We start from the raw sequence: 18703 nt of genomic DNA on the forward strand, positions 1-18703 counted from the left end.
TCCTGGCAAATGGGGTAATCACTCACCCCAAAGAGTGGGACGGTCATTTGATCGGCTTGTCGTACTAATTCCTTCTCGGTCCCGTGCGACCTTGGCGGCGCTGTCGGGCCTTCCCGGCACAACACCAGAAAACGCCCTCATCAGCGTTGGCCTGAGAGAAGGAAGAAGGTGGGCGGAATATGGCCGCCACCCAGAAGATCGCCGCGGGCGTCGTGATCGCATCGGCCTGTGCCGCGTCGCTCGCCGGCTGTGCGATCGGCTCCACCGGTTCCAAGGCAGGTGCCCCCGGCCCGCAGAAGGCCAAGCCGGTCCACGCGCCGGGGAGTGCGATCCGGCTGATCGGCGACGGCTCCACGGCGTACACCGGCGCGCAGCCGCATCTGCCGAGACCAGAGCGGCTGAAGCCCGGTCAGAAGCCCCCGCAGTTCGTGGTCTTCTCCTGGGACGGCGCGGGCGAGGACAGCCAGAAGCTGTTCTCCCACTTCCGCAAGGTCGCCAAGGCCAACCACGCGACGATGACGTACTTCCTGAGCGGCGTGTACATGCTGCCGGAGGAGAAGCGCGACCTGTACAAGCCGCCGCAGCACTCGGAGGGCAGCTCCGAGATCGGCTTCAACGACGAGCAGGGCATCGCCGACACCGTCAAGCAGCTGCGCCTCGCCTGGCTGGAGGGCAACGAGATCGGCACCCACTTCAACGGCCACTTCTGCGGCAAGGACGGCGGCGTCGGCGAGTGGTCGGTCGCGGACTGGAAGGACGAGATCGCCCAGGCGAAGAGGTTCGTGAAGTCCTGGAAGACCAACACCGGCACGAGGAAGGCGGCGCCGCTGCCCTTCGACTACGACAAGGAACTGATCGGCGCCCGTACGCCCTGCCTCGAGGGCCAGAAGAACTTCATGAAGGCCGCCCACCAGCTCGGCTTCCGCTACGACACCAGCGGGGTCAACAACCAGGTCTGGCCGAAGAAGAGGCAGGGCCTGTGGGACCTGTCGATGCAGCTGGTGCCCTTCCCCGGGCACTCCTACGAGCAGCTCACCATGGACTACAACTTCATGGTCAACCAGTCCGGCACCAATACCCAGGGCGATCCCGACAAGTACGAGTTCTGGGGCAAGCAGATGCGCGACGGCCTGCTCAGGGGCTTCTACCGGGCCTACAACGGCAACCGCGCGCCCCTGGTCATCGGCAACCACTTCGAGTCCTGGAACGGCGGCACGTACATGCAGGCCGTCGACGAGGTCGTCCAGAACGTCTGCAACAAGCCCGACGTGCGGTGTGTCTCCTTCCATCAGCTGGTCGACTGGCTGGACGCCCAGGATCCGCAGACCCTGGCCAAGCTGCGCTCCCTTGAGGTCGGCGAGGCCCCGAAGCAGGGCTGGGCGACCTTCCTGACGGGCCACCCGGCTCCGGCCCCGAAGGGCGTTCCCGGCGCGCCGGCGGCCAAGCGATAGCCGGCGTCACGCGGGAGTGGTGACGCCCTCCCGGAGCACGAACCCGGGGTCGACCTGCGCCGCCAGGTCGGCCCCGGTGCGCGCATTGCCCCACGAGCCCGCGTTCTTCAGATGGAAGTGCACCATCTGACGTGTGTAGCGCTCCCAGTCACGCAGCTCGTACGTCGCGTCCGCGGCGACCTGAAGTGCGCGCAGGGCGCGGCGGTTGGCGTCCTCCAGGAGCTCGAACCGGGGCGGGCGGCCCTTCTCCATGGCGCGCACCCAGTCCGAGTGCCCGACGTTCACCAACAGGTCGTCCCCGACCTCGGCGCGCAGGAAGTCGAGGTCGTCCTGACCCTGCACCTTGTTGCCGACGACTTTGAGTACGACGCCGAAGTCGCGGGCGTACTCCTTGTACTGGCGATGGACGGAGACTCCCTTCCGGGTCGGCTCGGCGACGAGGAACGTGATGTCGAAGCGGGTGAACATGCCGGAGGCGAAGGAGTCCGAGCCCGCCGTCATGTCCACCACGACGTACTCGCCCTGCCCGTCCACCAGGTGGTTCAGGCACAGCTCCACCGCTCCCGTCCTGGAGTGGTAGCAGGCGACCCCGAGGTCGGCGTCGGTGAAGGGGCCGGTGACCATCAAACGGACGGCGCCGCCGTCGAGTTCCACCGGCCGGGCGCAGGCGTCGTACACCGGATTGGTCTCGCGTACCCGCAGCAGGCGCGATCCCTCGCCGGGAGGGGTCGTCTTGATCATCGTCTCGGCGGACGTGATGCGCGGATTGGAGCCGCGCAGATGGTCCTTGATCAGCGGCAGTCGGTCGCCCATCGCGGGCAGCGCGGCGGCCTCCGCCTCGTCGAGGCCGAGCGCGGGTCCCAGATGCTGGTTGATGTCCGCGTCGACCGCGAGGACCGGGGCGCCGGTTGCGGCGAGGTGGCGGATGAACAGGGAGGACAGGGTCGTCTTGCCGCTGCCGCCCTTCCCGACGAAAGCAATTTTCATGTTCACGAAGGGTAGTCGGGGCGTAGCTGTACGTGTCAGGCGGGCGTGAAGAAGACCACTCATTCGTGGGGCGGGCCCCTGGGGTGGCTAGTGTCGTACTCATGAGTACGACAGGCGCGACCGCCGATCCGCTCGCGGCCCTGGGCTCGCTGCCCGGTGTGGCCGAATCCGTGGAGTCCGTGCGCAAGGCCGTGGACCGGGTCTACGGGCATCGGGTCATGCGGCGCCGCAGCAACGAGATCACCTCCGAGGCGGCGCTGCGCGGCGCCCGCGGCTCGGGGGCGCTGTCCGGCGCCGACTGGGCCCTGGAGGAGGTGCGTCGGCGCACCGACTTCAGCGGCGACGACGACGCGCGCGTGATGGGCGCGGCCCTCAGGCTGACCGCCGAGGCGGGCCAACTGCTGTCCATCTGGCGGCAGTCGCCCCTGCGGGTGCTGGCCCGGCTGCATCTGGTGGCCGCCGCGAGCAACGGCGAGGAGGTCGGGCGGCCGCGGCAGGCGGGCGAGCGGGTCGACGAGCCGCTCGTGGAGCTCCCGCTGCCGAGTGCGGCCGAGGTGCACGGCCGACTGGAGGGCCTGTCGGAGCTGATCATCGCCGGCGGCTCCGCGCCCGCCCTGGTGACGGCCGCCGTCGTCCACGGCGAACTCCTCGCGCTGCGCCCCTTCACCTCCCACAACGGCCTGATCGCGCGCACGGCCGAGCGCATCGTCCTGGTGGGCAGCGGCCTCGACCCGAAGTCCGTCTGCCCGGCCGAGGTCGGCCACGCCGAGCTGGGACGCGCGGCCTATCTGGCGGCGCTGGACGGTTACGCCTCCGGCACTCCCGAGGGGATGGGCGCCTGGATCGCGCACTGCGGCAAGGCGATCGAACTGGGCGCGCGCGAGTCGACGGCCGTGTGCGAGGCGCTGCAGCGCGGGGCGGCATAAGGAGCTCTTCGGGCTCCGGAAAAGGGTTGCGGCGGTACGAGGATTCGTACCGCCGCTGGCATGCTCACCGGGTTACCAAGCGTCCTCGATATGTTGCCCATCAGGTCGGGAACTTGGCCCGTCACCTGGTGCGGCTGGCCCGTAATCGACGGGTCGACGTCGCGTGGGTGCTCGATGTTCATGCGCGGTCCGTGGGGCCAAATGCGTTTATTAAGGTGATCCTCTCGGATGTCCTTGGTCTCGCGGGCCGTTAACCCCTTTGTACTCCAGGTCCGAAGCAAGCGGAACCCCTGGCTGTACTTCTTTACTTTTAGTCTCAAATGGGTTGCAAACGGACGTCAGTATCTCGAACGCGGCGCAATCGTCCGAGAAGTGGCAGGTCAGAGGGGCGTCGCCCGACGGCGGTTCGCGTACCAGACGAGACCCGCCGTGGCGGCCGCAGCGCCTATGGCCGCGGCCGTGACGAGCGCCGGACGGGGCGGTACGGAGAACGTGGGGATCCGCTTCTTGAGCCGCACCGGCCGGTGGAAATCGAGAATCGGCCACCCGCGCGCGAGTGCCTCGCGCCGCAGCGTCCGGTCCGGGTTCACGGCGTGCGGATGGCCCACCTCCTGCAGCATCGGCAGGTCGGTCGCCGAGTCGCTGTAGGCGTAGCAGCGCTCGAGGTCGTACCCCTCGGACCGGGCCAGCTCCTTGATCGCCTCGGCCTTCGTCGGGCCGTACGCGTAGTACTCCACCTCTCCGGTGAAGCAGCCGTCGTCGCCCACGACCATGCGGGTCGCCACCACCCGGTCGGCGCCGAGGAGTTCACCGATCGGCTCGACCACCTCGGCACCCGACGTGGACACGATGACGACGTCGCGGCCGGCGGTGTGGTGCTCCTCGATGAGGGAGGCGGCCTCGTCGTAGATGATCGGGTCGATCAGGTCGTGCAGCGTCTCGGCGACGATCTCCTTGACCTGCTGGACGTTCCAGCCGCGGACGAGTGAGGACAGGTACTCGCGGGTCCGCTCCATCTGGTCGTGGTCCATGCCGCCGACGAGGAAGACGAACTGGGCATATGCGGTACGCAAGGCGGCCCTGCGGTTGATCAGCCCGCCTTGGTAGAACGACTTGCTGAACGTGAGCGTGCTCGACTTCGCAATGACCGTCTTGTCCAGGTCAAAGAAGGCCGCTGTGCGGGGCAAGGAGTGGTTTTCCACGCCCCGAGCATAGGCGCAGCCCATTCGGCGTAAGGTGGGGCGCGTGGGTTTGCCTGAGATGGCTCTCGGGTACACCATGGAAGTCACGGATCGTTCGCGACCGTGCTAACCCGGTCCGGCTCCTCCCCCCCCGAGTCGGCCGTGGAGACGACCCCCACTCTCCCCCCCGGTGGGGGTCGTCGCATGTCCGGGCGGGTTTTCTCTCATCTCCACGCGGCTGTACGGCCGTTGCGAGGCGGCTGCGGCCGCCTCTTCCGCATGCTCATGATCCGTCACTGTGCGTAGCCTTCGGGCTGCTCTGTGGAAGTCGCACAGGGGTCGGTGCAGGGGTCACCGGTATGGGTGACGGCGATATTCACAACCGCTGAGTTGTCCACAGTTATCGACCAAGATCCACACGATTTCCGGGTTCGCTGCACCGTGATTCAAACGCGTCCCGCTCGCGCCGAGTTCATGACCGGTTCCGGTTTGTCGGGTGGGTTTGGCCGGTTCGTATCGGCCGTTCATATGGAGGCCGGTTGCCGGTTCTTCACACGTTTGGGAATCGCGTGGCCGCAGGGGCTGCGCGGGAGATGCAGTGCGAAGGGGGATGGAGACCGTGGCCGGAGCCGTCACACACCAACCGCCGCCCGCCGCCTCGGGGCGGCAGGCCGGACCACTGATCGTCACGGAGGACGTCGAACTGCTCGACGATCTGCTGCGCCTGTGCGCCGCGGCGGGCGCGACACCCGAGGTCCACCACTCAGTGCCGGAGCGCGCGGGCAGTTGGGAGGCCGCACCGCTCGTCCTGGTCGGCGACGACGCGGCGCGGCGCGTGCGAGGTGCCGCGCGCAGACGAGGAGTGGTGCTGGTCGGGCGGGACCAGGACGACTCGGGAGTCTGGCGCCGGGCCGTCGAGATCGGCGCCGACCATGTCCTGATGCTGCCCGACGGGGAGCAGTGGCTGGTCGACCGCATCGCCGACGTGGCCGAGGGCGTCGGCCGGCCCGCTCTCACCGTGGGCGTCATCGGCGGCCGCGGCGGGGCCGGAGCGTCCACGCTCGCGTGTGCCCTCGCCGTCACCTCCGCGCGCGAGGGGCTGCGCACCCTCCTGGTGGACGCCGACCCGCTGGGCGGCGGACTGGACGTATTGCTGGGCGGTGAGGCCGCCGAGGGGCTGCGCTGGCCCGCCTTCGCCGCCTCGCGCGGGCGGGTCGGCGGCGGCGCCCTGGAGGAGTCGCTGCCGGAGCTCCACTCCCTGCGGGTGCTCAGCTGGGACCGCGGCGACCGCATCGCCGTCCCGGCGCAGGCCGTACGGGCGGTGCTCGCCGCGGCCCGGCGGCGGGGCGGCACGGTCGTCGTGGACCTGCCGCGGCGCGTCGACGACGGGGTCGCCGAGGCCCTCGCCCAGCTCGACCTGGGGCTCCTGGTGGTCCCCGGCGAACTGCGTGCCGTCGCGGCGGCAGGACGGGTGGCGTCCGCCGTCGGCATGGTCCTGCGCGACCTGCGGGTCGCGGTACGAGGGCCGTACGCGCCCGGCCTCGACGACCGCGAGGTGGCTCGGCTGCTCGGCCTGCCCCTGGCCGGCGAGCTGCCGGTGGAGTCGGGGCTGCTGCGCCCGGGAGAGGGCAGGGAACCGCCCGGCGCAGGCGGCCGCGGGCCCTTGGCGCGCTTCTGCAGGGAGTTCTGGGAGCGGGCGCTGGTCGAAGCGGGTGGCGCATGAGCACGTATCCCGGGCTTGAGCGGATGGGCGTTTCGGAAGGTGCTGCTGCATCCTCGGGGATCGGTCCGGACTCGTCCGCGGGACTTCTCGACGGCGTACGGCAGTGGCTGGTGGAGAGCGGGGCCGAGCCGACGCCCGCGCGGGTGGCGCAGGCGCTGCGCGAGCAGGGGCGGGTGCTCGGGGACGCCGAAGTCCTCGGGGCGGCCGAGCAGTTGCGGTCCGAACTGGTCGGCAGTGGACCGCTGGAGCCGCTGCTCGCCGATCCGTCGGTGACCGACGTTCTCGTGTCGGCACCGGACCGGGTCTGGGTGGACCGGGGCGGCGGTCTTGAGCTCACGTCGGTCTCCTTCCCGGACGCGGCGGCCGTACGACGTCTCGCGCAGCGCCTGGCCGCGGTGGCCGGACGGCGGCTGGACGACGCGCGGCCGTGGGCCGACGCGCGGCTGCCCGACGGGACGCGGCTGCATGCGGTGCTGCCGCCGGTGGCCGTGGGCTGTACGTACCTGGCGCTGCGGGTCGTACGGCCACGGGCGTTCACGCTCGACGAACTGGTCGCGGCGGGCACCGTGCCGCCCGGCGGGGACCGCGTGCTGCGGGCACTGCTCGAGGGGCGGCTGTCCTTCCTCATTTGTGGCGGCACGGGCAGCGGCAAGACGACTTTGCTGAGCGCGTTGCTGGGGCTGGTCGGGCCCGGCGAGCGGATCGTGCTCGCCGAGGACTCGGCCGAGCTGCGGCCGGACCATCCGCACGTCGTCCGGCTGGAGACCAGACCGGCCAACCAGGAGGGCGCGGGTCTCGTCACGCTCCAGGACCTGGTGCGGCAGGCACTGCGGATGCGGCCGGACCGGCTGGTCGTGGGCGAGGTGCGCGGGCCCGAAGTCGTGCATCTGCTGGCCGCGTTGAACACCGGTCACGAGGGCGGCTGCGGCACCGTGCACGCCAATGCCGCAGCCGACGTGCCGGCCCGGCTGGAGGCGCTCGGCACGGCGGCCGGGCTCGACCGGGCCGCGCTGCACAGCCAGTTGGCGGCGGCGCTGTCGGTGGTGCTGCATCTCGTGCGCGACCGGACCGGGCGGCGGCGGATCGCCGAGGTGCATGTCCTGGAACGGGACCCGTCGGGACTGGTGCGGACGGTGCCGGCGCTGCGGTGGGGCCCGGAGGCGTTCGCGTACGAGCGCGGGTGGAAGCGGCTGCGGGGGCTGCTCGACAGCGAGTCTTTCGAAGGGGGAGGCCATGGGTGAGACGGCGATGGGCGCTGCCGTGCTGTTCGTCGGGGCGGCGGCCCTGCTGATGGGCGGGTGGCACTCCGGGGCGCGGCGGGCGCAGCTGTTGCTCGCGGGCGGCGGGGTGGTGGGGACCGGGCCGCCTTCCTGGCGGGAGGCGGCCGGGGAACTGCGGCGGATCCGCGGGAAGTTGAGGGCCGAGTGGTGGGCGCTGGCCGTGGGGCTGGTGCTGGCGGTGCTGGGCGCCTCGGTGCTGCCGGTCGTCGCGGGGGCGGCCGGGGTGCCGCTGCTGCGGCGGATGCGGCTGGCGGCCGAGGCCCGGCGGGCACGGGAGCGCCGTCAGGATGCGGTGATCGCGCTGTGCGGGGCGCTTGCCGGGGAGGTGCGGGCCGGGCGGCAGCCGGGAGAGGCGCTGCTGCGTGCGGCGCGGGACTCCGGCGGGCTCGGGGAAGCGCAGGCGGCGGTGCTGGCGGCGGCGCGGTTCGGCGGCGATGTCCCCGGAGCGCTCGCGGCGGCGGCGCGGGAACCGGGCGCCGAGGGGTTGCTGGGCCTGGCGGCCTGCTGGCGGGTGGCGGTGGACCAGGGCGCCGGTCTCGCGGCCGGACTGGACCGGCTCGAAGGGGCGTTGCGGGCCGAGCGGGACCAACGCGCGGATCTGCGGGCCCAGTTGGCGGGAGCTCGGTCGACGGCGGTGATGCTCGCGGGACTGCCGGTCCTGGGACTCGCCCTCGGCGCCGCCCTCGGGACCGACCCGCTGCATGTGTTGCTGCACACCGGAGCCGGGCTGGGCTGCCTGCTGGTCGGCGCTGTGCTGGAGGCCCTGGGGATGTGGTGGGCGATGCGGATCGTACGGGGAGCGGAGGCGGCGTGAGTGCGGAAGTTGTCCACAGGCTGGGGGTGGCCGTGGGGGTCTTGCTCGTCCTCGGCTGGCTGCTGCGGTGGCTGGAGGCCGTACGGCGTGAGAGGCGGGTGCTGCGGAGGCTGGCGGAACTCGTGGCCGACGTCGAGACGAAGCGGGACGGGCCGCGCTTCGACGTACGGGATGTCGCGCGACGGTGGCTTCCCGCGGTGGGAGTGGTGTGCGCCGGGTGGGCCCTGGTCGGCGGCCTCGTCGGCGCTGTGGTGGGGCTGGGCGTTGCGGCCGGGCTGTGGTGGTGGCGCAGGCGGCAGAAGGCCGGGGGAGACGCGGAGGCGTACGACCCGGGCGAGGCGGCGCGCCAACTTCCGCTCGCCGCCGATCTGTTGGCCGCCTGTGTCGCGGCCGGTGCCGGGCCCGTGGTCGCCGCGCAGGCCGTGGGCGAGGGGCTCGGCGGCCCTGTGGGGGACGCGCTGGCGCGGGGTGCGGCCGAGGTGCGCCTCGGTGGGGAACCGGCGGAGGCCTGGCGGCGGCTCGCCGCACTGCCGGGCGCCGGAGCCCTGGCGCGGCTCCTGGAACGGGCCGGCATGTCCGGGCTCCCGGCCGCCGGACCGGCCGAGCGCCTCGCGGCGGACGCCCGGGCCGACTGGGCCCGCACCGCCACGGCACGGGCCCGGCGGGCGGCCGTCATGGTCACTGCGCCGGTGGGGCTGTGCTTCCTGCCCGCGTTCATCGCGGTCGGCGTACTGCCCGTGGTGATCGGGCTGGCGGGCGGGGTGCTGGGAGGGGGTGGCGGATGACAGGGACCTCGACGGACGCCGGACAAGCAGAACAGAACTGAGCAACCAGACTGATCCTTACGGGGGTTGAGATGTACAAGGCGGTACGGGCACGGCTGTGTGCCCTGGTGTGCGGGGTACGGGCGGCGCGGAGGGACGCGGGGATGGTCACCTCCGAGTACGCGATGGGGATCGTGGCGGCGGTGGCGTTCGCGGTGGTCCTCTACAAGGTGGTGACGAGCGGGGCGGTCAGCGCCGAGTTGCAGGGCATTGTGAAGCAGGCGCTCGATGCGCGGATGTGAGAAGCGGCCGGGCAGGGCGACGGACCGGGGGTTCGTGACCGCGGAGTCGGCCGTGGTGCTGCCCGTGCTGGTGATGTTCGCGATGGCGCTGGTGTGCGGGCTGCTGGTCGTGGCCGCGCAGATCCAGTGCGTGGACGCGGCGCGGACGGGAGCGCGGGCGGCGGCCCGTCAGGACCCGGCCGACTCGGTCGTCGAAGTGGCCCGTGCAGCGGCTCCGCGCGGAGCGAGGATCACGGTCAGCCGGGAGGGAGGCCAGGTTCGCGTGACCGTCGTGGCGAAGCCGCCGGTGCTGCACGGGTTGCCCTTCGAGGTTCGGGAGGAGGCCGTGGCGGCGGCGGAGGAGACGGTGGGGGTGGCGGTCCCATGAGGGGAGGCACCGTCCGGGACATGCGTTCCGATCGCGGTTCCGCCACCGTCTGGAGTGTCGGTGCGATCGCCGTGTTGTGCGTGGTGTTCGGTGTCGTGCTCGCTCTGGGGCAGACCGTCGTGGTCCGGCACCGGGCGGCCGGCGGCGCGGACCTGGCGGCGTTGGCGGCGGCGGACCACTGGGCGGACGGCGGGACGGCGGCCTGCGCCGGCGCCGACCGGGTGGCCCGGGCACAGGGCACACGGCTCGTACGGTGCGTGGTCGTCGGTGAGATCTCGGACGTGACGGCGGCGTCGGGGCGGGGACCGTTCGCGGCGGAGGTCAGGGCACGGGCGGGGCCTGCGGAGCCGGCGCCGTCGGCGCCTCTTCCACCGATTCCTCCCCGGGCTTCTCCTCCGGCGCCCCCCGCAACAGCACCGTGAGCAACCGCACCGCGCCCCTCTTGTGCAGCGGATCGTTGCCGTTGCCGCACTTGGGTGACTGGATGCAGGACGGGCAGCCGGCCTCGCACTCGCAGGACGCGATGGCCTGGCGGGTGGCGGTGAGCCAGGCACGGGCGGTGTGGAAGGCGCGCTCGGCGAAGCCCGCACCGCCCGGGTGGCCGTCGTAGACGAAGACCGTGGGCAGCAGGGTGTCGGGGTGGAGCGGGATGGAGACGCCGCCGATGTCCCAGCGGTCGCAGGTCGCGAAGAGGGGCAGCATGCCGATCGACGCGTGCTCGGCGGCGTGCAGGGCGCCGCCGAGGATCTCCGGGTTGATCCGGGCCTCGTCCAGCTGGTCCTCGGTGACCGTCCACCACACCGCGCGTGTGCGCAGCGTACGAGGAGGGAGGTCGAGTTTCGTCTCGCCCAGTACTTCGCCGGTGATGAGCCGGCGGCGCAGGAAGGAGACCACTTGGTTGGTGACCTCGACGGAGCCGTAGCACAGGCGGCCGTCGCCCCAGGGGATCTCGGTGTCGGTCTCCAGGACGGCGATGGACGTCGTGTCGCGGGCGACCGTCGAGTACGAGGGGTTCGCCTCGGTGACCAGGGCCACCGAATCCTCCAGGTCCAGGGAACGTACGAGATACGTACGGCCCTGGTGCAGGTGGACCGCGCCCTCGTGGACGGTCGTGTGGGCGGCGCCCGCGTCGACCGTGCCGAGCAGGCGGCCCGTGCCGGACTCGACGATCTGGACGGGGCGGCCGCCCTCGCCGCGGATGTCGGTGAGGTCGGCGGCCCGTTCCCGGCGTGTCCAGTGCCAGGCCTTCGTCCGGCGGCGCAGGAGCTTCGCGGCTTCCAGCTGTGGCAACAGGCTCTCGGTCTCAGGACCGAACAACGCCAAGTCCTCGTCGGTCAGCGGCAGTTCCGCGGCGGCCGCGCACAGGTGCGGGGCCAGGACGTACGGGTTGTCCGGGTCGAGGACCGTCGACTCCACCGGCTGGTCGAACAGGGCCTCGGGGTGGTGGACCAGGAAGGTGTCCAGGGGGTCGTCGCGGGCGACCAGGACCGCCAGGGCCCCTTGCCCGGAGCGGCCGGCGCGGCCCGCCTGCTGCCACAGGGACGCGCGCGTGCCCGGGTAGCCGGCGATGACCACGGCGTCCAACCCGGAGACGTCGATGCCGAGTTCGAGCGCGGTGGTCGCGGCGAGGCCCAGCAACTCTCCTGAATGGAGGGCCTGTTCCAGGGCGCGGCGTTCCTCGGGGAGGTAGCCGCCGCGGTAGGCCGCCACGCGCCGGGCGAGGGAGCGGTCGACCTCGGCCAGGCGCTCCTGGGCGATCACCGAGATCAGCTCGGCGCCGCGCCGGGAGCGTACGAAGGCGACCGACCGGACGCCCTGCACGGTCAGGTCCGTGAGCAGGTCCGCCGTCTCGGCGGTGGCCGTACGGCGGACCGGGGCACCCTTCTCGCCCTGCATCTCGGTGAGCGGGGGCTCCCAGAGCGCGAACACCAGTTCACCGCGCGGCGAGGCGTCGTCGGCGACCTCGACCACCGGGAGGCCGGTCAGGCGGCGGGCGGCGACCGAAGGCTCCGCGGCCGTCGCGGAGGCCAGCAGGAAGACGGGAGAGGCGCCGTAGCGGGCGCAGAGGCGGCGCAGACGGCGCAGCACCTGGGCGACGTGCGAGCCGAACACGCCGCGGTAGGTGTGGCACTCGTCGATGACGACGTACTTCAGCGACTTCAGGAAGGAGGACCAGCGGGAGTGGGACGGGAGTATCCCGCGGTGCAGCATGTCCGGGTTGGTCAGGACGTAGTTGGCGTACTGGCGGACCCACTCGCGTTCCTCGAACGGGGTGTCGCCGTCGTACACCGCTGGTCGTACGGCATTTCCCAGAGATTGTGAAAGTTCCTTCACAGAACGGCACTGGTCGGCCGCAAGCGCCTTCGTGGGAGCCAGGTACAGGGCGGTGGCGCCGCGGCCGTTCGGGGCCTCGGAGCCGTCCAGGAGCGTCGAGAACACCGGGACGAGATACGCGAGGGACTTGCCGGACGCCGTGCCCGTGGCGACGACCACCGAGTCGCCGTCCAGCGCGTGCTCGGCGGCCCGTGCCTGGTGGGCCCAGGGATGCTCGATGCCCGCGGACTGCACCGCGGCGATGACCTCCGAGCGAATCCGGTCAGGCCAGACGGCATGCCGACCCGCTCGCGGGGGCAAGTGCTCCGTATGAGTGATGCGCGAAGCCCGGCTCGGCCCGGAGGCGAGTCGGCCCAGGATCGTGCCCGGTTCGAGCCGGGATACGGGGTCCGTCGGGGATCGATCGGATCGGTGATTCTTGGCCATCGGCACCGAGTGTGTCACTGGCGTGGCGGACAATGGGACCAAGGCGTCGTGCACGCCTGCCGTAAGTGATTGAATGCCATCGCGGCTGGCGAACCGTTCCGGGGGCTCTGCCGAGGTGTCCCGAGGGGCGACCGCTCGATTAGCAAGGTGCTGGAGGATCCGTGGACCTGTCCCTGTCGACCCGTACCGTCGGCGATCGTACGGTCGTCGAGGTCGGTGGCGAAATCGACGTATATACCGCGCCCAAGCTGCGCGAGCAGCTGGTCGAGCTGGTGAACGACGGGAGTTTCCACCTCGTCGTCGACATGGAGGGCGTGGACTTCCTCGACTCCACCGGGCTCGGCGTGCTGGTCGGCGGCCTGAAGCGGGTACGAGCCCATGAGGGCTCGCTGCGCCTGGTCTGCAACCAGGAGCGCATTCTGAAGATCTTCCGCATCACCGGCCTCACCAAGGTGTTCCCGATCCACACCTCGGTCGAGGAAGCGGTGGCGGCCACCGACTGACCATCGGCCCGGCGGCGGGCAAGGACCGCTGCCGGGCCGGCAGAAGTTCAATGAGGGGGTCCGGGCTTTCGGCAGCCCGGTCCCCCGACCGCACGCCCGTAGTTCCGAGGGGGATGCATGGCCACCGTTGAACTCCGCTTCAGCGCGCTGCCCGAGCACGTCAGGACCGCACGACTGGTGGCGGCAGCGGTGGCGCGCAGGGCCGGAGTGGACGAGGCCGTCCTCGACGAGGTCCGACTCGCCGTCGGCGAGGCCTGCACCCGTGCCGTCGGACTGCACCAGAGCGCCGGGATCACGGCGCCGGTGAAGGTGCAGCTGATCGAGGAGGAGAAGCAGTTCTCCATCGAGGTCGGCGACGAGGCGCCGCGCTCGGCCCCCGGAGACGGGGCGCCGGGCTCAGTCGGTGAGGACGTGGACACCGAGGAGGACGAGATGGGCCTCGCGGTCATCAGCGGCCTCGTCGACGACGTGGAGGTCACCGCCGGAGCGCACGGTGGACAGATCCGCATGACCTGGCCGGCCACGCCGCCCACCGCGGCGCTCCCCTGACCCCACCCCCGTTACGACGTCCAAGGGCCCTGCTGAGCAGGGCCCTTGGTGTTTTTCCGGCCGTTCCCGGGAATTCGTGAAGGAATTCACGATCAATCAGGTGATAATTCGATCAAGCGTCAAATGCAGGCGTCAATGCCTTTGAGGCATTACCTCTTTCGGGTTCTATGGCGCGATGTCGATCATTTGCTGAAGAGCATGTGAAGGCTAATTCCGTTTACCGTGCTCTGTTTTGATCAGCTGCGGGTACCTAGAATCCGTCCACATCTTGAGCTCAGCCCAAGCGTCAAGGAGGACGAATGGCGGGGCTTTCTACCCCTCATCAGTTTGATCACCCCACAACCCTCGCAGCCGCGGTACTGACGGACGACAACCGGATCATCGTGACGGTCATCGGGGTCGTCGCGCTGGCCGCGCTCGTGGTCGCAGGCATCCTGGTGCGCCAGGTGCTCGCGGCGGGCGAGGGCACCGACAGCATGAAGGAGATCGCAGGGGCCGTGCAGGAAGGCGCCAACGCCTATCTGGCCCGGCAGCTGCGCACGCTCGGCGTATTCGCCGTCGTCGTGTTCTTCCTGCTCATGCTGCTGCCCGCGGACGACTGGAATCAGCGCGCAGGCCGATCGGTCTTCTTCTTGATCGGCGCCGCGTTCTCGGCGGTCACCGGTTATATCGGCATGTGGCTGGCGGTGCGCAGCAATGTGCGTGTTGCCGCGGCGGCCCGGGAGGCGACCCCGGCAGAAGGTGAGCCGGAAAAGGATCTCACCGCCGTCTCGCACAAAGCCATGAAGATCGCTTTCCGTACGGGCGGCGTCGTCGGCATGTTCACAGTGGGGCTCGGTCTGCTGGGCGCCTCCTGCGTGGTGCTGGTGTACGCGGCCGACGCGCCGAAAGTGCTCGAAGGCTTCGGCCTCGGTGCCGCCCTGATCGCCATGTTCATGCGTGTCGGCGGCGGCATCTTCACCAAGGCCGCCGACGTCGGCGCCGACCTGGTCGGCAAGGTCGAGCAGGGCATTCCGGAGGACGACCCGCGCAATGCCGCGACCATCGCCGACAACGTGGGCGACAACGTCGGCGACTGCGCGGGCATGGCGGCCGACCTCTTCGAGTCGTACGCCGTGACCCTGGTCGCCGCGCTGATCCTCGGCAAGGCGGCCTTCGGCGACTCCGGACTCGCGTTCCCGCTGATCGTGCCCGCGATCGGCGTGATCACGGCGATGATCGGCATCTTCGCCGTGGCCCCGCGCCGCACGGACCGCAGCGGCATGTCCGCGATCAACCGTGGCTTCTTCATCTCCGCGGTGATCTCGCTCGTGCTGGTGGCCGTGGCCGTCTTCATCTATCTCCCGTCCACGTACGCGGACCTGGATGGCGTCACCGATGCCGCCATCAGGGCCAAGGACGGCGATCCGCGGATCCTCGCGGTCGTCGCGGTGGCGATCGGCATTCTGCTGGCGGCCGTCATCCAGCAGCTGACCGGCTACTTCACCGAGACCAACCGCCGCCCTGTCATGGACATCGGCAAGACCTCGCTCACCGGCCCGGCCACCGTCGTCCTCGCCGGTATCTCGGTCGGTCTCGAGTCGGCCGTCTACACCGCCCTGCTGATCGGCCTCGGCGTGTACGGGGCCTTCCTGCTCGGCGGTACGTCGATCATGCTCGCGCTGTTCGCGGTGGCGCTGGCCGGCACCGGCCTGCTCACCACGGTCGGCGTGATCGTCGCCATGGACACCTTCGGTCCGGTCTCCGACAACGCGCAGGGCATTGCCGAGATGTCCGGCGACGTCGAGGGCGCGGGCGCCCAGGTGCTCACCAACCTGGACGCGGTCGGCAACACCACCAAAGCCATCACCAAGGGCATCGCCATCGCCACCGCGGTCCTCGCGGCATCGGCGCTCTTCGGGTCGTACCGTGACGCGATCACGACCGGCGCGCAGGACGTCGGCGAGAAGCTCACCGGGCCGGGTGCGCCGATGAGCCTGATGATGGACATCTCGCAGCCCAACAACCTCGTCGGCCTCATCGCGGGCGCGGCGGTCGTCTTCCTCTTCTCGGGGCTGGCGATCAACGCGGTGTCGCGGTCGGCGGGCGCGGTGGTCTACGAGGTGCGGCGACAGTTCCGTGAGAAGCCCGGGATCATGGACTTCACGGAGAAGCCGGAGTACGGCAAGGTCGTCGACATCTGCACCAAGGACGCGCTGCGGGAGTTGACCACGCCAGGTCTCCTCGCCGTCATGGCGCCCATCGCCATCGGGTTCACGCTCGGTGTCGGCGCGCTCGGCGCGTACCTGGCCGGCGCGATCGGCACGGGCACGCTGATGGCGGTGTTCCTGGCCAACTCCGGCGGCGCCTGGGACAACGCCAAGAAGCTCGTCGAGGACGGCCACCACGGCGGCAAGGGCAGCGAGGCCCATGCCGCGACGGTGATCGGCGACACGGTCGGCGACCCCTTCAAGGACACCGCCGGTCCCGCGATCAACCCGCTGCTCAAGGTGATGAACCTGGTCTCGCTGCTGATCGCGCCCGCGGTGATCAAGTTCAGCTACGGCGAGGACAAGAGCCTCGGCGTACGGATCGCGATCGCGGTCCTCGCCCTGCTCGTCATCGTCGGAGCGGTGTACGTCTCCAAGCGGCGCGGGATCGCCGTGGGCGACGAGGAGGACAAGAAGGAGCGAGTGGCCAACTCGGCCGATCCTGCGGTGGTTTCGTAGGCGGTCTTACGAGGCCCGGCTTCAAGGGACGGGCGGGAGGCGCGTGTTGACGCGTCGCCCGCCCGTCTCGTGTTTTCACACCCTCACCGTGAGCCTTCTCTCGCCTTGTGCAAATCATCACAAAAGCTGTCATAGTCGTCGTTCGATATGCGGCTGTGGGCCTTGTGGCGTGTATGTTCCGGGGCCGAGAGCCATGGAAGGGACCAATCCGGTGAACAAGAAGCTCGCGGTCGCACTGTCCGGCGGTGCGGTACTGGTACTGGCGCTGTCGGGATGCACCAGCGACGACGGCAACGACAAGCTGGATGCCTGGGCCAAGCAGGTCTGCGACGCCGTACAGCCGCAGGCCAAGAAGATCGAGGCCGCCAATGCCGCGATCCAGAAGGAGACCTCGGACAACAGCACGCCGGAAGAGGTCCGGAAGACCGACGCACAGGCCTTCCAGGACATGTCCGACGCCTACAAGGCGATCGGTGCCGCCGTCCAGAAGGCCGGGGCGCCCAACGTCGACGACGGCGAGAAGAAGAAGACCGACGCGGTCAAGGAGCTCAACGACATCGCCGCGTCGTACGCCTCGCTGAAGACGCAGGTCGACAAGCTCAACACCAAGGACCAGGCGAAGTTCGCCGACGGCCTCAAGGACATCGCGACCTCCCTGGACAAGCTGAGCACCAGCGGCAACGACGCCCTGAAGAACCTCGAGGAGGGCGACGTCGGCAAGGCCATGGCCAAGCAGGCCAGCTGCAAGTCGGCGTCCGCGCCGGCTTCGTCGAAGGCGAGCTGAGCCGGAGCTGCGGCGGGCCGCCCGTCCCCGCCACAATGGGGGCGTGAGTACCTCCGGCCTGCCCGCCCTGCCCACCTCCGACCGCTCCGATGTCGCCGCCCGGCTGAGGGACGCCCTGCTCGGGGCGTCCTTCACCGCCGACGGGCTGCTCGAGCTGCTCGGCGCCCCCGCGTACGCGGCGCTGGCGCGCAGCGAGACCGTGCCCGCGCTCCGGGCGACCCGTGGAGACACCCCGCTGGAGGTGCTCGTACGGCTGTTCCTGCTGCAGCAGCCCGTCCTGCACGCGCGCGTGGCGGACGTTCTGCCCGTCGACGCGTGCCTGGAGAGCGGGTGGCTGGTGCGGGTCGGCGGGGACGAGCTCGCCGCGACCGTGGACGTACGGCCGTACGGCGGGCCCGGCGGCGAGGACTGGTTCATCGTGTCCGACCTGGGGTGCGCCGTCGGCGGGGCCGGCGGGATCGGCAGCCGGGAGGAAGGTGTCGTCCTCGGGGTGGGCGGCGCCTCCACGACCCTCGCCGGCATCACCGTGCGCACGCCCGTCTCCGCCGCCCTCGACCTCGGCACCGGCTCCGGCATCCAGGCGCTGCACGCCGCGCAGCACGCCACGCGCGTGACGGCGACCGACCTCAACCCGCGCGCGCTGCACATCACGGCGCTCACGCTGGCGCTGTCCGGAGCCCCTGCTGCCGATCTGCGCGAGGGCTCGCTGTTCGAGCCGATCCGGGACGACGAGACGTACGACCTGATCGTGTCGAACCCGCCGTTCGTGATCTCGCCGGGTGCACGGCTGACCTACCGCGACGGCGGGATGGGCGGGGACGATCTGTGCCGCTTGATCGTTCAGGGAGCGGGGGAGCGGCTGAACGAGGGCGGGTTCGCGCAGTTCCTCGCCAACTGGCAGCACGTGGAAGGGGAGGACTGGCAGGACAGGCTCAGGTCGTGGGTGCCGCGCGGCTGCGACGCGTGGATCGTGCAGCGCGAGGTGCAGGACGTCACGCAGTACGCCGAGTTGTGGCTCAGGGACGCCGGTGATCACCGGGGTGACCCGGCCGAGTACCAGGCGCTGTACGACGCCTGGCTGGACGAGTTCGAGGCGCGCAAGGTGAAGTCCGTCGGGTTCGGCTGGATCACTGTGCGGAAGACCACGGCCGCCGTGCCCTCGATCACCGTGGAGGAGTGGCCGCACCCGGTCGAGCAGCCGCTCGGCGAGACGGTACGGGCGCACTTCGAGCGGCTCGACTACCTGCGGGCGCACGACGACGCGGCCCTGCTCGAAGGGCACTTCAAGCTGGTCGCTGAGGTCGTACAGGAGCAGGTCGGGCTGCCCGGCGCCGAGGACCCGGAGCACGTCGTGCTGCGCCAGCACCGCGGCATGCGCCGGGCCACCAAGGTGGACACGGTCGGCGCGGGCTTCGCGGGCGTCTGCGACGGTTCGCTGAGCGCGGGCCGCATCCTGGACGCGATCGCCCAACTGGTCGGCGAGGACCCGGTCTTGCTGCGCGACCGCACGCCGGCGCAGATCAGGCTGCTGGTGGAGCAGGGGTTCCTCGAGCCGGCGTGACACCGGAGGTACGCCGGGGGCGTCACGCCCCCGGCCGCCGGGC

At 70.8% G+C, this 18703-nt stretch carries 17 protein-coding genes; 14 read left to right on the forward strand and 3 right to left on the reverse strand.

The genetic code is table 11. The features are described from left to right. Nucleotides 1-179: 179 nt before the first annotated feature. Nucleotides 180-1451 (forward strand): hypothetical protein, encoded by a 1272-nt coding sequence (locus ABZ880_RS42335; protein WP_361275017.1) that lies wholly within the window; start codon nucleotides 180-182, stop codon nucleotides 1449-1451. Nucleotides 1452-1457: 6 nt separating this feature from the next. On the opposite strand, the gene ABZ880_RS42340 is transcribed toward ABZ880_RS42335, so the two are convergent. Next, nucleotides 1458-2438 (reverse strand): ATP-binding protein, encoded by a 981-nt coding sequence (locus ABZ880_RS42340; RefSeq protein WP_361275019.1) that lies wholly within the window; start codon nucleotides 2436-2438, stop codon nucleotides 1458-1460. 101 nt (nucleotides 2439-2539) lie between these two features. On the opposite strand from ABZ880_RS42340, the gene ABZ880_RS42345 reads away from it, so the two are divergent. Next, the gene (locus tag ABZ880_RS42345) at nucleotides 2540-3364 is read left to right on the forward strand and encodes an oxidoreductase (protein ID WP_361275022.1); all 825 of its coding nucleotides are present in this window, start codon (nucleotides 2540-2542) and stop codon (nucleotides 3362-3364) included. Nucleotides 3365-3744: 380 nt separating this feature from the next. On the opposite strand, the gene ABZ880_RS42350 is transcribed toward ABZ880_RS42345, so the two are convergent. Beyond that, nucleotides 3745-4590 carry an HAD family hydrolase gene (locus ABZ880_RS42350; RefSeq protein ID WP_361275024.1) on the reverse strand — a complete coding sequence of 282 codons (846 nt, stop codon included), beginning with the start codon at nucleotides 4588-4590 and terminating at the stop codon, nucleotides 3745-3747. 565 nt (nucleotides 4591-5155) lie between these two features. Between ABZ880_RS42350 and ssd the strand changes: the two genes are divergently transcribed. The 7 genes from ssd (at nucleotide 5156) to ABZ880_RS42385 (ending at nucleotide 10217) form a co-directional block, all read left to right on the forward strand. Beyond that, complete coding sequence (gene ssd / locus ABZ880_RS42355; protein ID WP_361275243.1) at nucleotides 5156-6268, forward strand: septum site-determining protein Ssd; 1113 nt, start codon at nucleotides 5156-5158, stop codon at nucleotides 6266-6268. Between the two features lie 23 nt (nucleotides 6269-6291). Beyond that, the gene (locus ABZ880_RS42360) at nucleotides 6292-7509 is read left to right on the forward strand and encodes a TadA family conjugal transfer-associated ATPase (RefSeq protein ID WP_361275246.1); all 1218 of its coding nucleotides are present in this window, start codon (nucleotides 6292-6294) and stop codon (nucleotides 7507-7509) included. Next, a complete protein-coding gene (locus tag ABZ880_RS42365; RefSeq protein ID WP_361275027.1) occupies nucleotides 7502-8362 on the forward strand; it encodes a type II secretion system F family protein in 861 nt (286 codons plus the stop codon). The genes ABZ880_RS42360 and ABZ880_RS42365 overlap by 8 nt, the downstream gene beginning before the upstream one ends. Then, on the forward strand, nucleotides 8359-9147 hold the full coding sequence (locus tag ABZ880_RS42370; RefSeq protein WP_361275030.1) for a type II secretion system F family protein: 789 nt from the start codon (nucleotides 8359-8361) through the stop codon (nucleotides 9145-9147). The genes ABZ880_RS42365 and ABZ880_RS42370 overlap by 4 nt, the downstream gene beginning before the upstream one ends. A gap of 71 nt (nucleotides 9148-9218) precedes the next feature. Then, nucleotides 9219-9428 carry a DUF4244 domain-containing protein gene (locus ABZ880_RS42375; RefSeq protein ID WP_361275033.1) on the forward strand — a complete coding sequence of 70 codons (210 nt, stop codon included), beginning with the start codon at nucleotides 9219-9221 and terminating at the stop codon, nucleotides 9426-9428. Further along, nucleotides 9415-9795 carry a TadE family type IV pilus minor pilin gene (locus ABZ880_RS42380; RefSeq protein WP_361275036.1) on the forward strand — a complete coding sequence of 127 codons (381 nt, stop codon included), beginning with the start codon at nucleotides 9415-9417 and terminating at the stop codon, nucleotides 9793-9795. The genes ABZ880_RS42375 and ABZ880_RS42380 overlap by 14 nt, the downstream gene beginning before the upstream one ends. After that, nucleotides 9792-10217 carry an Rv3654c family TadE-like protein gene (locus ABZ880_RS42385; RefSeq protein ID WP_361275039.1) on the forward strand — a complete coding sequence of 142 codons (426 nt, stop codon included), beginning with the start codon at nucleotides 9792-9794 and terminating at the stop codon, nucleotides 10215-10217. The genes ABZ880_RS42380 and ABZ880_RS42385 overlap by 4 nt, the downstream gene beginning before the upstream one ends. Here the strand turns inward: ABZ880_RS42385 and ABZ880_RS42390 are convergent. Beyond that, nucleotides 10117-12555, reverse strand: coding sequence for a DEAD/DEAH box helicase (locus ABZ880_RS42390; RefSeq protein ID WP_361275041.1), 2439 nt, complete (start codon nucleotides 12553-12555; stop codon nucleotides 10117-10119). The two genes, ABZ880_RS42385 and ABZ880_RS42390, sit on opposite strands and share 101 nt — an antisense overlap. A 161-nt stretch (nucleotides 12556-12716) precedes the next feature. Here ABZ880_RS42390 and bldG point away from each other — a divergent pair, with 161 nt between their 5' ends. From bldG to ABZ880_RS42415, 5 genes are all read left to right on the forward strand, one after another. After that, nucleotides 12717-13058 carry an anti-sigma factor antagonist BldG gene (gene bldG / locus ABZ880_RS42395; protein ID WP_003975386.1) on the forward strand — a complete coding sequence of 114 codons (342 nt, stop codon included), beginning with the start codon at nucleotides 12717-12719 and terminating at the stop codon, nucleotides 13056-13058. Between the two features lie 117 nt (nucleotides 13059-13175). Beyond that, nucleotides 13176-13607, forward strand: a complete 432-nt coding sequence (locus tag ABZ880_RS42400; protein ID WP_361275043.1) for an ATP-binding protein — start codon at nucleotides 13176-13178, stop codon at nucleotides 13605-13607. A gap of 299 nt (nucleotides 13608-13906) precedes the next feature. Continuing rightward, on the forward strand, nucleotides 13907-16315 hold the full coding sequence (locus tag ABZ880_RS42405; protein WP_361275046.1) for a sodium-translocating pyrophosphatase: 2409 nt from the start codon (nucleotides 13907-13909) through the stop codon (nucleotides 16313-16315). A gap of 193 nt (nucleotides 16316-16508) precedes the next feature. Then, nucleotides 16509-17099, forward strand: a complete 591-nt coding sequence (locus ABZ880_RS42410; protein ID WP_361275049.1) for a small secreted protein — start codon at nucleotides 16509-16511, stop codon at nucleotides 17097-17099. Nucleotides 17100-17142: 43 nt separating this feature from the next. Then, the gene (locus ABZ880_RS42415; RefSeq protein ID WP_361275052.1) at nucleotides 17143-18660 is read left to right on the forward strand and encodes a class I SAM-dependent methyltransferase; all 1518 of its coding nucleotides are present in this window, start codon (nucleotides 17143-17145) and stop codon (nucleotides 18658-18660) included. The last annotated feature ends 43 nt before the right edge of the window (nucleotides 18661-18703 follow it).

Origin of the sequence: Streptomyces sp. NPDC047043 (genome assembly GCF_040644055.1) — a bacterium.
Classification (GTDB): domain Bacteria; phylum Actinomycetota; class Actinomycetes; order Streptomycetales; family Streptomycetaceae; genus Streptomyces.

Excerpts from the sequence above, each read along its gene's own strand:
- ABZ880_RS42350 (WP_361275024.1), bottom strand. The coding sequence starts at position 4,590 with ATGGGCTGCGCCTATGCTCGGGGCGTGGAAAACCACTCCTTGCCCCGC.
- ABZ880_RS42345 (WP_361275022.1), top strand. The coding sequence starts at position 2,540 with ATGAGTACGACAGGCGCGACCGCCGATCCGCTCGCGGCCCTGGGCTCG.
- ABZ880_RS42380 (WP_361275036.1), top strand. The coding sequence starts at position 9,415 with ATGCGCGGATGTGAGAAGCGGCCGGGCAGGGCGACGGACCGGGGGTTC.
- ABZ880_RS42400 (WP_361275043.1), top strand. The coding sequence starts at position 13,176 with ATGGCCACCGTTGAACTCCGCTTCAGCGCGCTGCCCGAGCACGTCAGG.
- ABZ880_RS42335 (WP_361275017.1), top strand. The coding sequence starts at position 180 with ATGGCCGCCACCCAGAAGATCGCCGCGGGCGTCGTGATCGCATCGGCC.
- ABZ880_RS42385 (WP_361275039.1), top strand. The coding sequence starts at position 9,792 with ATGAGGGGAGGCACCGTCCGGGACATGCGTTCCGATCGCGGTTCCGCC.
- ABZ880_RS42340 (WP_361275019.1), bottom strand. The coding sequence starts at position 2,438 with ATGAAAATTGCTTTCGTCGGGAAGGGCGGCAGCGGCAAGACGACCCTG.
- ABZ880_RS42360 (WP_361275246.1), top strand. The coding sequence starts at position 6,292 with ATGGGCGTTTCGGAAGGTGCTGCTGCATCCTCGGGGATCGGTCCGGAC.
- ABZ880_RS42365 (WP_361275027.1), top strand. The coding sequence starts at position 7,502 with ATGGGTGAGACGGCGATGGGCGCTGCCGTGCTGTTCGTCGGGGCGGCG.
- ABZ880_RS42405 (WP_361275046.1), top strand. The coding sequence starts at position 13,907 with ATGGCGGGGCTTTCTACCCCTCATCAGTTTGATCACCCCACAACCCTC.
- ssd (WP_361275243.1), top strand. The coding sequence starts at position 5,156 with ATGGAGACCGTGGCCGGAGCCGTCACACACCAACCGCCGCCCGCCGCC.
- ABZ880_RS42375 (WP_361275033.1), top strand. The coding sequence starts at position 9,219 with ATGTACAAGGCGGTACGGGCACGGCTGTGTGCCCTGGTGTGCGGGGTA.
- ABZ880_RS42390 (WP_361275041.1), bottom strand. The coding sequence starts at position 12,555 with ATGGCCAAGAATCACCGATCCGATCGATCCCCGACGGACCCCGTATCC.
- ABZ880_RS42410 (WP_361275049.1), top strand. The coding sequence starts at position 16,509 with ATGGAAGGGACCAATCCGGTGAACAAGAAGCTCGCGGTCGCACTGTCC.